The organism is Enterobacter cloacae complex sp. CDL013 (assembly GCF_049238805.1).
Classification (GTDB): domain Bacteria; phylum Pseudomonadota; class Gammaproteobacteria; order Enterobacterales; family Enterobacteriaceae; genus Enterobacter; species Enterobacter hormaechei_C.
Map to the genome: position 1 here is coordinate 20,264 of NZ_JBMKGT010000012.1, position 14,484 is coordinate 34,747.

Annotated in this window: 12 protein-coding genes; 8 read left to right on the plus strand and 4 right to left on the minus strand. The window is 57.3% G+C overall.

The features are described 5' to 3' along the window. Nucleotides 1–26: 26 nt before the first annotated feature. Complete coding sequence (gene clpS / locus ACOTXD_RS20525) at nt 27–347, minus strand: ATP-dependent Clp protease adapter ClpS (RefSeq protein WP_006174393.1); 321 nt, start codon at nt 345–347, stop codon at nt 27–29. 267 nt (nt 348–614) lie between these two features. Here clpS and cspD point away from each other — a divergent pair, with 267 nt between their 5' ends. Then, nucleotides 615–836 (plus strand): cold shock-like protein CspD, encoded by a 222-nt coding sequence (gene cspD, locus ACOTXD_RS20530; protein ID WP_006809408.1) that lies wholly within the window; start codon nt 615–617, stop codon nt 834–836. Nucleotides 837–906: 70 nt separating this feature from the next. On the opposite strand, the gene macB is transcribed toward cspD, so the two are convergent. Continuing rightward, the gene (gene macB, locus ACOTXD_RS20535) at nt 907–2,847 is read right to left on the minus strand and encodes a macrolide ABC transporter ATP-binding protein/permease MacB (RefSeq protein WP_045350872.1); all 1,941 of its coding nucleotides are present in this window, start codon (nt 2,845–2,847) and stop codon (nt 907–909) included. Further along, entirely contained in the window at nt 2,844–3,959 is a 1,116-nt protein-coding gene (gene macA, locus ACOTXD_RS20540) for a macrolide transporter subunit MacA (protein ID WP_017384842.1), read from the minus strand. Before macA ends, macB begins: the two co-directional genes overlap by 4 nt. Before the next feature lie 159 nt (nt 3,960–4,118). Between macA and ACOTXD_RS20545 the strand changes: the two genes are divergently transcribed. After that, on the plus strand, nt 4,119–5,075 hold the full coding sequence (locus tag ACOTXD_RS20545; protein WP_061856333.1) for a VirK/YbjX family protein: 957 nt from the start codon (nt 4,119–4,121) through the stop codon (nt 5,073–5,075). Here the strand turns inward: ACOTXD_RS20545 and ACOTXD_RS20550 are convergent. Beyond that, nucleotides 5,072–6,730, minus strand: a complete 1,659-nt coding sequence (locus ACOTXD_RS20550; protein WP_023324396.1) for an ATP-dependent endonuclease — start codon at nt 6,728–6,730, stop codon at nt 5,072–5,074. The two genes, ACOTXD_RS20545 and ACOTXD_RS20550, sit on opposite strands and share 4 nt — an antisense overlap. A gap of 291 nt (nt 6,731–7,021) precedes the next feature. Between ACOTXD_RS20550 and aqpZ the strand changes: the two genes are divergently transcribed. The 6 genes from aqpZ (at nt 7,022) to ltaE (ending at nt 14,484) form a co-directional block, all read left to right on the plus strand. Next, nucleotides 7,022–7,717 (plus strand): aquaporin Z, encoded by a 696-nt coding sequence (aqpZ, locus tag ACOTXD_RS20555; protein ID WP_026080729.1) that lies wholly within the window; start codon nt 7,022–7,024, stop codon nt 7,715–7,717. Nucleotides 7,718–7,897: 180 nt separating this feature from the next. Beyond that, nucleotides 7,898–8,797: a lysine exporter LysO family protein gene (locus ACOTXD_RS20560; protein ID WP_032657914.1), complete on the plus strand. Its 900-nt coding sequence runs from the start codon at nt 7,898–7,900 to the stop codon at nt 8,795–8,797. Nucleotides 8,798–8,941: 144 nt separating this feature from the next. Continuing rightward, nucleotides 8,942–10,594, plus strand: coding sequence for a hydroxylamine reductase (gene hcp, locus ACOTXD_RS20565; protein ID WP_017384847.1), 1,653 nt, complete (start codon nt 8,942–8,944; stop codon nt 10,592–10,594). A 10-nt stretch (nt 10,595–10,604) separates the two neighbouring features. Next, the gene (gene hcr, locus ACOTXD_RS20570) at nt 10,605–11,573 is read left to right on the plus strand and encodes an NADH oxidoreductase (protein WP_045347129.1); all 969 of its coding nucleotides are present in this window, start codon (nt 10,605–10,607) and stop codon (nt 11,571–11,573) included. 152 nt (nt 11,574–11,725) lie between these two features. Then, complete coding sequence (gene poxB / locus ACOTXD_RS20575) at nt 11,726–13,444, plus strand: ubiquinone-dependent pyruvate dehydrogenase (RefSeq protein WP_058675246.1); 1,719 nt, start codon at nt 11,726–11,728, stop codon at nt 13,442–13,444. Nucleotides 13,445–13,482: 38 nt separating this feature from the next. Then, nucleotides 13,483–14,484 (plus strand): low-specificity L-threonine aldolase, encoded by a 1,002-nt coding sequence (gene ltaE / locus ACOTXD_RS20580; RefSeq protein ID WP_032657903.1) that lies wholly within the window; start codon nt 13,483–13,485, stop codon nt 14,482–14,484.

Genomic DNA, 14,484 nt, shown 5'->3' on the forward strand with positions numbered 1-14,484 from the left:
GGCACCTCCCCCAATTTTATGCCTTATCAGGCCTTTTCCAGCGTACACAGCAACGGATGCTCGTTCTCCCTCGCATAGTCGTTCACCATCGCTACTTTGGTTTCCGCGACTTCGGCAGTGAAGATGCCGCAGATCGCTTTGCCACGATAATGAACGGTAAGCATCAGTTGCGTTGCACGTTCAACATCATAAGAAAAGAACTTTTGTAGCACGTCAATAACAAATTCCATCGGCGTGTAATCATCGTTCATTAACATAACTTTATACATAGATGGCGGTTTTAGCGCGTCGCGCACTTTATCTTCCGCCAGCTGGTCGAAATCCAGCCAATCGTTGGTCTTACCCATTATGCATAACCACTTTGAATCTACCTCAGATGTTAGATAACAATCATCTATTACTGTCATCCGCGATGTCTGTCACAAACTGTTGCAATAGCGTTAACTGCCTCAAATTTTGGTTGATTATTGTCCCAACTCCAGCGCCAAACGCTTGACGGCTTCTTCCGTTTCTCTAAATTGTACAAGCGTGAGTTGGCGAGGTTTTGAACAGCCCCCACTCCACCACCGGTTCATTCCATCTTAATTTATAAGATTTACGAAGGATGTCGAAGCATGGAAATGGGTACTGTTAAGTGGTTCAACAACGCCAAGGGGTTTGGCTTCATTTGCCCCGAAGGCGGCGGCGAGGATATCTTCGCTCACTATTCCACCATTCAGATGGATGGTTACAGGACGCTCAAAGCCGGGCAGTCCGTCCGGTTCGATGTACACCAGGGGCCAAAAGGCAATCACGCCAGTCTTATCGTGCCCGTTGAAGCAGAAACGGTTGCATAGCTCTCTGATTCATTGTGTACACCCCGCAGGCAAAATGCCAGCCCGATCGGCTGGCATTTTTATTTTCGGGCTATTCCCGCGCCAGCGCATCTACCGGATCGAGCCGCGCCGCGTTTCTCGCCGGCAGCCAGCCGAAAAGAATACCGGTGAAGGTGGAACATAAAAACGCCGTCAGGATCGCCATCGGCGAGAAGCCAATTTCCCAGCCCGGTAAGAAGAGCTGGAGCGCGAAGGCGATCATCATCGAAAGCGCAATCCCCATCGCGCCTCCCACCAGACACACCAGCACCGCTTCAATCAAAAACTGCTGGAGCACGTCGCTGGCTCTGGCCCCGACCGCCATGCGGATGCCTATCTCCCGCGTACGTTCGGTCACCGACACCAGCATAATGTTCATCACCCCAATCCCGCCGACGACCAGCGAAATCACCGCCACCAGCGTCAGGAACAGCTGAAGAGTACGTGTGGTCTTTTCCGCCGTTTTCAAGAGGCCGTCCATGTTCCAGGTGAAGAAATCCTTTTTCCCGTGGCGCAGGGTTAACAGCCGCTCGAGCTGCTGTTCCGCCAGCGCGCTGTCGTAGCCCTCCTTCACTCGCACGGTAATGGAGTTAAGCCAGGACTGCCCCATAATGCGCCCGGAAATGGTGCTGTATGGCAGCCAGACGCGCAGGATCTTGCTGCTGCCAAACATGGACTGTTTCTCTTCCGCCACACCAATCACCGTGGCGGGCATGTTACCCACCAGGATCACTTCCCCCACTACACGGGTTTTATTGGGGAAAAGCTGTCTGCGCGAGTTCGCGTCCAGCACCACCACCTGCGCCCTGCCCGCCAGCTGCTCCGCGTTGAAGGTCGCCCCTTCGCTAAAGGTCATGCCGTAGACGTTGAAGTAATCTCCGCTGACGCCGTTAGCACTGGCCGCCACGTCGATGTTGCCGTAGCGCAGACGCAGGTTTTGCGACACGGCAGGCGTGGCGGAGTTCACCCACGGCTGCTTCTGAATAGCCGCCAGATCGTCGTATTTCAGCGCCTGCTGATACTGCGGCTCGTCGTCGCCAAAATCTTTGCCGGGGTAAACGTCGATGGTGTTAGTCCCGATGGCCCGAATATCCGCCAGCACCAGCTGTTTCGCCGCATCGCCCACCACCACAATCGACACCACCGAGGCAATACCGATAATGATGCCGAGCATGGTCAGCAGAGTGCGCATTTTGTTGGCCGCCATCGCCAGCCAGGCCATGTTCAGCGCCTCGCGGAAACCGCTGGAAAACTGGCCCCAGCCGGTGGACGCAGGCAAAGCTTCTTTCGCCGCCGCCGCTCTGGACTGACGCGGCGGCGGGTTGCTGACCAGCTCGCCGTCGTGGATCTCGATGATGCGTTCCGCCTGCGCCGCGACCTGTGGATCGTGGGTGACGATAATCACCGTATGCCCCTGATCGCGAAGCTGATGCAGGATCGCCATCACCTCTTCACCGGAATGGCTGTCGAGCGCACCGGTTGGCTCATCGGCGAGGATCACCTGTCCGCCGTTCATCAGCGCGCGGGCAATACTCACGCGCTGCTGCTGACCGCCGGAAAGCTGCGAAGGCTGATAATCAACACGCTCCGCCAGCCCAAGACGCGTTAACAGCGCCTTCGCGCGTTCAAGGCGTTTTTTGCGCTCGACGCCCGCATACACCGCCGGCACTTCCACATTCTGCGCCGCGCTCAGGTGTGAAAGCAGATGGTAACGCTGAAAGATAAAGCCAAAATGCTCGCGACGCAGCTTCGCCAGCGCGTCGCCGTCCAGGGTGGAAACATCCGTCCCGGCCACGCGATAGGTGCCGCTGCTGGGCTTATCCAGACAGCCAAGAATGTTCATCAGCGTTGATTTACCCGAGCCCGACGCCCCGACAATCGCCACCATTTCACCGGCTTCAACGCGCAGGGAGATGCCCTTCAGCACCTCCACCGGCCCGTCGCCGGACGGATAGCTGCGACGAATGTCATTCAGCTCAAGCAGCGCCGTCATTGCGCGGCTCCGGGCAGGGTTTCGCTGGTGACCACTTCTTCACCCTCTTCCAGCCCTTTTACCACCACCACGTCGGTGTCGTTACGCGCGCCAATCACTACTTCCCGCTCGCGGGTTTCGCCGTTGCGCAGCACTTTCACCTTGTAGCGATTGTCCCCGGCGGATTCGCCCAGCGCGGAGAGCGGAACCGTCAGCACGTTTTTCACGCCGGTCAGCTGGATATGCACCTGGGCGGTCATGTCCAGACGCAGCACGCCCTGCGGGTTTGGCACCTCAAAACGCGCATAGTAGAAGATGGCGTCGTTAACTTTCTCCGGCGTCGGCAGGATATCTTTCAGCACCCCTTCATAGCGGGTTTGCGGATCGCCCAGCACCGTAAACCAGGCTTTCTGCCCCGGCTTAAGGTGAATGACGTCCGCTTCGGATACCTGGGCTTTCACCAGCATGGTGCTCATATCCGCCAGGGTCAGGATGTTTGGCGCCTGCTGCGCGGCGATGACCGTCTGGCCTTGCAGGGTGGTTATCTGCGTCACTTCCCCGGCCATTGGCGCAACGATTTGCGTGTAATCGAGGTTGGTTTTCGCCGTATCCAGCGAGGCCTGATTCCGTTTGATTTGCGCATCGATGGTGCCAATCTGCGCCTGCTTCACCGCCAGTTCCGTGGCGGCTGTGTCCAGATCCTGTTTCGAGATGGCCTGCGTTTTCGCCAACGCCTGCTGGCGCGTCAGGGTGACCTGAGCGAGATTACGCTCGGCCTGAGCCTGCGCGCGCTGCGCGCGCAGCTCCATCAGCGTCGCTTCCACTTCGCGGATCTGGTTTTGCGCCTGCTCAGGATCGATCACGCCCAGCAGCTGGCCTTTTTTAACCTTATCGCCAATCTCAACTGACAGGGTTTTAAGCTGACCGCTGACCTGCGCGCCCACGTCAACCTTACGCAGGGCATCCAGTTTCCCCGTCGCCAGCACGTTTTGTTGCAGCTCGCCCGGACGAACAATCAGCGTTTGATACTGTGGTACCGGCGCGTTCAGTACCTTCCATAACCAGAATCCGCCCGCTAACACCACTACCGCCAGCAGCAGAAACAGCTTTCTGCGTTTTCCCTTCAGGTTCATAAATATTCCAAATAGTTGTTCTGGCTATCATCACCGTTGATTTTATCTAAACCACTCCTCAACGAAACCCCCGATCCCCGTAATCGTCGGGAATTGTTTACCCGATGTTGATAAAGCGCCTGCTGAAATAGCGATATTCCACCAGAAGCAGGATCTAACATGTCTTCCATCGTCGATACACCTTATTCAACGCTGCCCCAGCCTAAATCGGGCTGGCAACTGTTTAAAAGCCTGACATCGGGTTCCCTCACGCCGGGGCTGGCGTGGCAAAATCCGGCATATCGACGTAAGTTTATGTTGCGCTCGCTGGCAACGCCGTTCACCACTGCGCGCCTGCTCGGAAACCTTGCAAAACAGCCCCGTCTGATGCAGATCCTGCGCGTGCAGCCCGGCCTGCCGTGCCGCCTGCACCGGCCGTGGCTGACCGTAAATATGGGTCGTCAGAATACGCTGGACGCATTGAACGATCACTATCAGATGATGAGCCGCCATCTTCCGGCGTCGCTGCTGAACGGCTACCTCTCCAGCCAGGGCATCACGCTGGTGACGTTAACGGGCAAAGAGGAACAGCAGTTTAGCGTTCGCCTGAGCGCGGATGCGTTTCTGGACAAAGAAGGGGAAGCGACCCTCACTTTTTGCGACCACCAGAACACGGTGCTGGCCGAGCTGACCTTTACGCTGTGCAAATACCAGGGCAAGTCAACGCTCTTCATCGGCGGAATGCAGGGGGCGAAAGCGCATGTCACGCACGAGCACATTCAGCTGGCGACCAAAGCCTGTCACGGACTGTTCCCAAAACGTCTGCTGGTTGAAGCGGTCATGACGCTGGCAGGCGCCTTCCCGGTCGAGCAGATCCTCGCGGTGAGTAACGCCACCCACATCTACCGCAGCTGGCGCTATCGCAAGAAAAAAGAGGGAAAATTGCTGGCTGACTATGACAGCTTCTGGCGCTCCCTTGGCGGACAGCAGCAGGATAACGGCAACTTTGCCCTGCCACTGACCATGCCACGCAAACCGATGGAAGAGATTGCGAGTAAAAAACGGTCCGAATACCGCCGCCGCTATACCCTGCTTGATAGCCTGATCCAACAGGTTTCGCAGGCGACTGACCGCTAATCGGCCCTCCCGCGAGCCAGCCAGAGGACGCGGGAGAACATTTTACGCAGCAGCGTGGGCACCGACTCCACGCCTCGCCTGCCGGCTTCCGTCGCGACTTCAATGGCCAAATCCGGTTTTGACGACCGATGGATAGCTTTGGCAATCACCCGACGCATGTTCATGGGTACATCCACCGGGATCATCGCCACGCGGTGAAAGACGTCGTCAAATCCCTGACGGTACATAAAGTGCTCCATGTCCATCGCAGGCAGCGCGGTCAGATGTTCCCGCTCCTCTTCACGATCGTTATTGAGCAGGCTGCGCACGGTCGCCGCATATTTTTTACCCGCCTCATCGCCATCCACCAGCACGTGCCACTCTATCCCCATCCGGCGCGCAAATTTGATCAGCGGTTTTAAGCCAGACTGAGCAAATTCGATCACTTTGATCCCTTCGGCATCAAAGTGGTGCCCGCACTGGCGAGCCAGCTCGTTTATCACCCAGGTTTCCGTTTCCCCTTCCACCAGCAACCAGCAGCGGGCAAACAGGGAAGAGGCACGGTTAAAACGGATATGAAACGCAATCCGTCGGCCATCTTCGGCATTTAACCCGCCGGGCCCGAGCCGGTAGGCGGTGACCCGCGACGATTCACGCACCAGGCGGCAGACATACTCTACCGGCGTCAGAGAGAGCAGCTCTCCGGAATTCGTGGTGGTGACTCGCTGCAACGGCAGCAGATTAAGAAGATGCCACGCCACGGAAAGCATAATCGGGTGGAGCCGCGTTTCCGGATCTTCCACCAGCAGCAGCGGGCGCGCGTCCCGATCCAGGCGCACCGTCCCTTTCGCCTGTAAAAGCGTGGAGAATAAACCCAGCAGGATCACCCGATGCGTACGCCCGCCGGGGCGGTCGATCATGCGGTTGATAATATCGAGATAGCGCCAGCTTCGTTGTTCATCGTGCGAGCGGCGACGCATCAGACGGTGGCGCGCCTGCCCCGTTCCCTGCTCGGAGAAGTAGTGCTCCAGCAGTTGTACCATGGCAGACAGTCCCTGACGGATCTGGCCGTCGGTGAGGTTCTGCGGCCGTGAGACCAGTTCACGGGCGAGGAAATCCAGTTCGCGGGCGGTTACTTCCACCTCGGGCATATTCGGCACGGTGCCGTTACGGATCCGCCGCATAAAACGCGCGTCGCGTAAGCGCAATACGGGGGAGAGGCGGATAAGATGTCGGGCAAGCTCGTCAATATTATCGAGCGGGATCGGATTCCCCTTCTCATCAAGAAATTCACGCAGGGTTAATACCCCGTCGTTTTGCGCCATTTCGCCCTCAAGGCGATAGAAAATACGCTGGAACCCATCTTCACAGGGAACCCAGCAGGCCGACATAGGGCGAAAACGACGCACGCGATGGCGGCCGGGCTCGGATTCGCGGAAGGTCAGAATGATATGCAGGTGTTTCTCGCGCCCGTTGACATCCCCCGGCGGAAACCAGAAGTCATCATGAACGAAGTGGTACAAGTTCTCTTCGGGCGAAAGCAGCAGCGTCAGGGCATCCAGCAGGCTGGATTTACCCCAGGCGTTTTCGCCTATCAGGACGTTGTTCTGTTCCAGTTGCAGCGACAGGCGGTTAATCCCGCGAAACCCGACAATCTCCACACGTTCGAGTAGCATACATCCCCCGCAATTCGGCCACTTTTTCCTTCAAGTTATCAGCAGTATAGCGGCAGGCTGTGGGTCACGACAGCAGAATATACGCCCCCTTAATTATTGGGCTATGCTCTAATTACCTCCGTTCTGAACAAGGATTGACATCACATTGCCTTAAATCAAATTTAGTGAATTTATTTGAGTGGCGAAGGGATGTTGATGGTTTCAAAATACTGGCTCTTTGAGTCGTCATCCCTTTATGGCGATATAACCCGCGCGCAGGAATGGGCGCGGACGTTTATTATTGAGGTGGTTATGTTCAGAAAATTAGCGGCAGAATGCTTTGGCACATTCTGGCTGGTGTTTGGTGGCTGCGGTAGCGCAGTACTGGCAGCCGCATTTCCGGAATTAGGTATTGGTTTTGTCGGCGTCGCGCTGGCATTCGGTTTAACTGTATTAACCATGGCATTCGCCGTGGGGCATATTTCCGGCGGTCATTTCAACCCGGCCGTCACATTAGGTTTATGGGCGGGCGGACGTTTCCCGGCGAAAGATATTATTGGCTATATTATTGCCCAGGTTATTGGCGGTATTATTGCCGCGGCGGTGCTGTACGTAATTGCCAGCGGAAAAGCCGGGTTTGACGCCGCGGCCAGCGGATTTGCGTCGAACGGCTTCGGCGAACACTCGCCAGGCGGCTACTCAATGCTGTCTGCTATCGTGATTGAAATTGTGCTCACCGCAGGTTTCCTGTTGGTGATCCACGGCGCAACGGACAAATACGCGCCTGCGGGCTTTGCCCCCATCGCTATTGGTCTGGCGCTGACGCTGATCCACCTCATCTCCATCCCGGTGACCAACACCTCCGTTAACCCGGCGCGCAGCACCGCGGTGGCTATTTTCCAGGGCGGCTGGGCGCTTGAACAGCTGTGGCTATTCTGGGTGATGCCAATTATCGGCGGTATTCTGGGCGGCGTGCTGTATCGCACCCTGCTGGAAAAACGCGATTAATGGTTTTCCCCCCTCTCCCTGTGGGAGAGGGCCGGGGTGAGGGCATCAGGCCGCACCACCTCAAATAGACAAGCCGGGTAAGGCGTAGCCGCCACCCGGCTTTTTTTGTAGCTTTACCTCACAGCCTTTATTGGGTAGTGTCTCTGGCGCTTAACTGATACTCAAAAGGACCGGCTGTTCATGTTCTCAGGACTCCTCATCATTCTTCTGCCCCTGATTGCGGGCTACCTTATTCCGCTGCGTCATGAATCGGCCTTAAAGCTTATTAATCGTTTTCTCAGCTGGATTGTTTATGTCATTCTGTTCTTTATGGGGATCAGCCTGGCCTTCCTGGATAATCTGGCGACGAACTTGCTTTCCATTCTGCATTATTCTGCGGTTACGGTAGTGGTTATTCTGCTGTGCAATATTGCCGCGCTGTTCTGGCTGGAACGCACTATTCCCTGGAAAAATCACCATCATCAGGAAAAGCTTCCCTCCCGTATTGCGATGGCGCTGGAATCATTAAAGCTGTGCGGCGTGGTGGTACTCGGTTTTTTACTGGGTCTGACCGGTTGGGCATTTTTACAGCACGCAACGGAAGCCAGCGAATATACGCTTATTTTCCTGCTCTTCCTGATTGGTATTCAGCTGCGAAATAATGGCATGACGCTGAAACAGATTGTCCTTAACCGCCGGGGCATGATGGTTGCCGTTATCGTTGTGGCCAGCTCACTGGCGGGGGGAGTGATTAACGCCTTTATTCTCGATCTGCCGCTGAAAACCAGTCTGGCGATGGCGTCCGGTTTCGGCTGGTATTCGCTCTCCGGTATTCTGCTGACCGAATCGTTTGGTCCGGTGATCGGCAGCGCCGCCTTCTTTAACGATCTGGCGCGCGAGCTGATAGCCATCATGCTGATCCCCGGCCTGGTAAGCCGCAGCCGCTCTACTGCGCTGGGCCTGTGCGGGGCCACCTCAATGGACTTTACCCTGCCGGTGTTACAGCGCTCGGGAGGGCTGGAGATGGTTCCTGCCGCCATCGTACACGGCTTTATTCTGAGCCTGCTGGTACCCATTCTGATGGCGTTCTTCTCAGCCTGATACTGCTTTGGCGGTAGTGAACCTGCCGCCAAAATTGCGCTAAATCAATAACCCTCCACTTAGTATAAGAAAGCACTTTTCTCTGCTGTGGCACAGGCATAACCTTAAACATGTATCTCAAATATAACTTTAACAGGTGTGATTATGTTTTGTGTGCAATGTGAACAAACCATCCGTACCCCGGCAGGCAACGGCTGCTCTTACGCGCAGGGTATGTGCGGCAAAACCGCAGAAACGTCCGATCTCCAGGATCTGCTGATTGCGGCGCTGCAAGGCTTGTCCGCCTGGGCCTTCAAAGCCCGTGAATATGGCATTGTCGATCACTATGTCGACAGCTTTGCGCCGCGCGCATTTTTCTCCACGCTGACCAACGTTAACTTCGATTCTCCACGCATTGTGGGCTATGCCCGCGAAGCGATTGCCCTGCGTGAAGCCCTGAAAGCGCAGTGCCTGAATGCCGACGCCAGCGCCCGCGTGGACAACCCGATGGCGGAGCTACAGCTGGTGAGCGACGACCTGGGCGAGCTACAGCGTCAGGCCGCAGAATTCACCCCAAATAAGGACAAAGCGGCAATTGGCGAGAACATCCTCGGCCTGCGCCTGCTGTGCCTGTACGGTCTGAAAGGTGCTGCGGCCTATATGGAGCACGCGCACGTACTCGGCCAGTACGATAACGCTATTTACGCCCAGTACCACAAAATCATGGCATGGCTGGGCACCTGGCCTTCCGACATGAACGCCCTGCTGGAATGCTCGATGGAAATCGGCCAGATGAACTTCAAAGTGATGAGTATTCTGGATGCCGGTGAAACCAGCACCTACGGCCACCCAACGCCAACGCAGGTCAACGTCAAAGCGACCGAAGGCAAATGCATCCTGATCTCCGGTCATGACCTGAAAGATCTCTACAACCTGCTGAAGCAGACCGAAGGCACCGGCGTTAACGTTTATACCCACGGCGAAATGCTGCCCGCGCACGGCTACCCGGAGCTGCGTAAATTTAAGCATCTGATCGGTAACTACGGCAGCGGCTGGCAGAACCAGCAGGTGGAGTTCGCCCGCTTCCCTGGCCCAATTGTTATGACCTCTAACTGCATCATCGACCCGACCGTCGGCGCGTATGACGACCGTATCTGGACCCGCAGCATCGTCGGCTGGCCGGGCGTGAGCCACCTTGAAGGCGACGATTTCGGTCCGGTTATCGCTCAGGCGCAGCAGATGGCAGGCTTCCCGTACAGCGAAATCCCGCACCTCATCACCGTCGGTTTTGGCCGTGAAACCCTGCTGGGTGCGGCGGATTCCCTGATTGACCTCGTCAGCCGTGAAAAACTGCGTCACATCTTCCTGATCGGCGGCTGTGACGGCGCGCGCGGGGAACGTAACTACTTCACCGATTTCGCCACCCGCGTACCGGAAGACTGCCTGATCCTGACCCTGGCCTGCGGTAAGTACCGTTTCAACAAGCTGGACTTCGGCAACATCGAAGGTCTGCCACGCCTGGTGGATGCGGGTCAGTGTAACGATGCGTATTCAGCCATCATTCTGGCGGTCACGCTGGCAGAGAAACTGGGCTGCGGCGTGAACGACCTGCCGCTGTCGCTGGTGCTCTCCTGGTTCGAGCAGAAAGCGATCGTTATTCTGTTGACCCTGCTCTCTCTCGGCGTGACCAACATCGTCACCGGGCCGACTGCGCCAGGCTTCCTGACGCCGGACCTGCTGGCCATCCTGAACGAGAAATTTGGTCTGCGTTCCGTGACCAACGTTGAAGATGATATGAAGCAACTGCTGAGCGCGTAAGGAGTAGCTCATGACCATGCCAACCTCACAATGTCCGTGGCGGATGCAGGTTCATCACATCCATCAGGAGACGCCGGATGTGTGGACGCTGTCGCTGCTGTGCCATGACTACTACCCGTACCGCCCAGGTCAGTATGCGCTGGTTAGCGTGCGTAATTCGGCGGATACCCTGCGCGCCTACACCCTCTCCTCCACGCCGGGCGTGAGCGAATACATTACGCTCACCGTCCGTCGTATTGATGACGGCGCAGGATCCGAGTGGCTGACCCGGGACGTGAAGCGCGGGGATTACATCTGGCTGTCTGACGCGCAGGGCGAGTTTACCTGTGACGACAAGACGGAAGATAAATTCCTGCTGCTGGCGGCAGGCTGTGGCGTGACGCCGATTATGTCGATGCGTCGCTGGCTGGCGAAATACCGTCCTCAGGCCGACGTGCAGGTGATTTTCAGCGTGCGTTCCCCGGAAGATGTGATTTTTGCCGAAGAATGGCGCAACTATCCGGTGACGCTGGTGGCTGAGCACAACGCGACGCACGGTTTTGTCGCGGGGCGCCTGAGCCGCGAGCTGCTGCAAAGCGTGCCGGATATTGCGAACCGCATCGTGATGACCTGCGGCCCGGCGCCTTATATGGAGATCGTGGAGAAAGAAGTGAAAGCGCTCGGCGTGACCCGCTTCTTCAAAGAGCAGTTCTTCACGCCTGTAGCGGCAGCGGCGACCAGCGGGATGAAGTTCACGAAGCTGCAACCGGCGCAGACTTTCTTTGGCCGCGTGGGCACCACGCTGCTTGAAGCGCTTGAAAGTAACAACGTGCCGGTAGCGGCGGCCTGTCGCGCCGGGGTGTGCGGTTGCTGTAAGACCAAAGTGGTTTCCGGTGAGTACACGGTCACCAGCACCATGACGCTGACCGACGCGGAAATTGCCGAGGGCTATGTGCTGGCATGTTCGTGCCATCCGCAGGGAGACCTGGTGCTGGCATAATCTGGCGCAGTGCCCCCATTTGTTGCCGGGTGGCACTGCGTTTACCCGGCTTACGTTGTGCCTACTGCCTGTGCGTATGGAATACCAGGCAGCCAATACAGCGACTTTCTTCTAAGCTTGTAAGCGATATCACAAAAAGGAGAAGGACCACCATGAAACAAACCGTGGCTGCATACATAGCGAAAACCCTGGAGCAGGCTGGCGTAAAGCGTATCTGGGGCGTCACCGGCGATTCGCTGAACGGACTCAGCGACAGCCTTAACAAGATGAAGACCATTGAGTGGATGCCCACCCGCCATGAAGAGGTCGCCGCCTTTGCCGCCGGTGCCGAAGCGCAGCTTACGGGTGAACTCGCCGTATGTGCGGGTTCCTGCGGACCAGGAAACCTGCACCTCATCAACGGTCTGTTCGACTGTCACCGCAACCATGTTCCGGTGCTGGCGATTGCGGCTCACATTCCGTCATCTGAAATCGGTAGCGGCTATTTTCAGGAGACGCATCCGCAGGAGCTGTTCCGTGAATGCAGCCACTATTGCGAGCTGGTCTCATCACCGGAGCAGATCCCACAGGTGCTGGCGATAGCCATGCGTAAGGCGATCCTGAATCGCGGGGTTTCGGTGGTTGTGCTGCCGGGGGACGTGGCGCTGAAGGCCGCACCTGAAACCGCCACCACCCACTGGTACTCTGCGCCACAGCCAACCATTACCCCTGCCGAAGAAGAGCTGAAAAAGCTGGTGCAACTGCTGCGATACTCCAGCAATATCGCCCTGATGTGCGGCAGCGGCTGCGCCGGTGCGCATAAAGAGCTGGTGGAATTTGCCGGCAAGCTCAAGGCGCCAGTTGTGCACGCCCTGCGCGGGAAAGAGCACGTTGAATACGATAACCCGTACGATGTCGGCATGACCGGGCTGATCGGTTTTTCCAGCGGCTTCCACACCATGATGAACGCCGACACGCTGATCCTGCTCGGCACTCAGTTCCCGTACCGCGCGTTCTACCCGACGGATGCCAAAATTATCCAGATCGACATTAATCCCGGCAGCATCGGTGCGCACAGCAAGGTGGATATGGCGCTTATCGGCGATATCAAATCCACCCTCGCCGCCCTGCTGCCGCTACTGGAAGAAAAAACGGACCGCAAATTCCTCGATAAAGCCCTGAGCGACTATCGCGATGCGCGTAAGGGGCTGGACGATCTCGCCAAACCGAGCGAAAAAGCGATCCACCCGCAGTATCTGGCGCAGCAGATCAGCCACTTCGCCGACGACGATGCCATCTTCACCTGCGACGTGGGAACGCCCACCGTCTGGGCAGCACGCTACCTGAAAATGAACGGCAAACGACGCCTGCTTGGGTCGTTCAACCATGGCTCAATGGCCAACGCCATGCCGCAGGCGCTGGGCGCAAAAGCGACGGCACCGGAACGTCAGGTGGTGGCGATGTGTGGCGACGGCGGGTTCAGTATGCTGATGGGGGATTTCCTGTCGGTGGCGCAGATGAAGCTTCCGCTGAAAATCGTGGTCTTTAACAACAGCGTGCTGGGCTTCGTGGCGATGGAGATGAAGGCCGGAGGCTACCTCACGGACGGCACCGAGCTGCACGACACCAACTTCGCCCGCATCGCCGAAGCCTGCGGTATCACCGGTATTCGGGTGGAGAAAGCCTCAGAGGTGGACGACGCCCTGCAACGCGCCTTCGCCATCGACGGCCCGGTGCTGGTGGATGTGGTGGTCGCCAAAGAAGAGCTGGCGATCCCGCCTCAAATCAAGCTGGAACAGGCCAAAGGTTTTAGCCTCTACATGCTGCGCGCCATCATCAGCGGGCGCGGTGACGAAGTGATCGAACTGGCAAAAACCAACTGGCTCAGGTAAAACATTTCACAAGACCTCTTAAATTAAAGGGATGTGAAATGATTGATTTACGTAGTGATACCGTTACCCGTCCGGGCCGCGCCATGCTCGAAGAGATGATGGCCGCCCCGGTCGGGGACGACGTCTACGGCGATGACCCGACGGTCAACGAACTCCAGCGCTATGCGGCCGAGCTGAGCGGTAAAGAGGCTGCTCTGTTCCTGCCCACCGGCACGCAGGCTAACCTGGTGGCGCTGCTGAGCCACTGCGAGCGCGGCGAAGAGTATATCGTCGGCCAGGGGGCGCATAACTACCTGTACGAAGCCGGCGGCGCGGCGGTGCTCGGCAGCATCCAGCCACAGCCGATCGATGCTGCGCCGGACGGTACGCTGCCGCTGGACAAAGTCGCGGCGAAAATCAAAGCCGACGATATTCACTTCGCCCGCACTAAACTGCTGAGCCTCGAAAACACCCATAACGGTAAAGTCCTGCCGCGCGAATACCTGAAAGCGGCATGGGATTTTACCCGCGAGCGCAAGCTCGGCCTCCACGTTGACGGCGCACGTATCTTCAACGCCGTGGTGGAGTACGGCTGCGAGCTGAAAGAGATCACCCAATATTGCGACTCGTTCACCATTTGCCTCTCTAAAGGGCTGGGCACGCCGGTAGGTTCCCTGCTGGTTGGCAGCGCAGACTACATCAGACGCGCCAACCGGTGGCGCAAAATGACCGGCGGCGGGATGCGTCAGGCGGGTATTCTGGCGGCTGCCGGACTGTACGCCCTGAAAAATAACGTGTCACGCCTGAAAGACGATCACGACAATGCGGCGTGGATGGCAGCGCAGCTGCGTGAAATCGGCGCTGATGTCATGCGACACGACACCAACATGCTGTTTGTCCGCGTCGGCGATGAGCATGCTGCCGCGCTGGGCGACTTTTTGAAAGCCCGAGGCGTGCTGATCAACGCCTCCCCGGTCGTGCGACTGGTGATGCATCTTGACGTTAACCGCGAGCAGTTGACCGAGGTGGTGAAACACTGGCAGGCGTTTTTACAGCGTTAA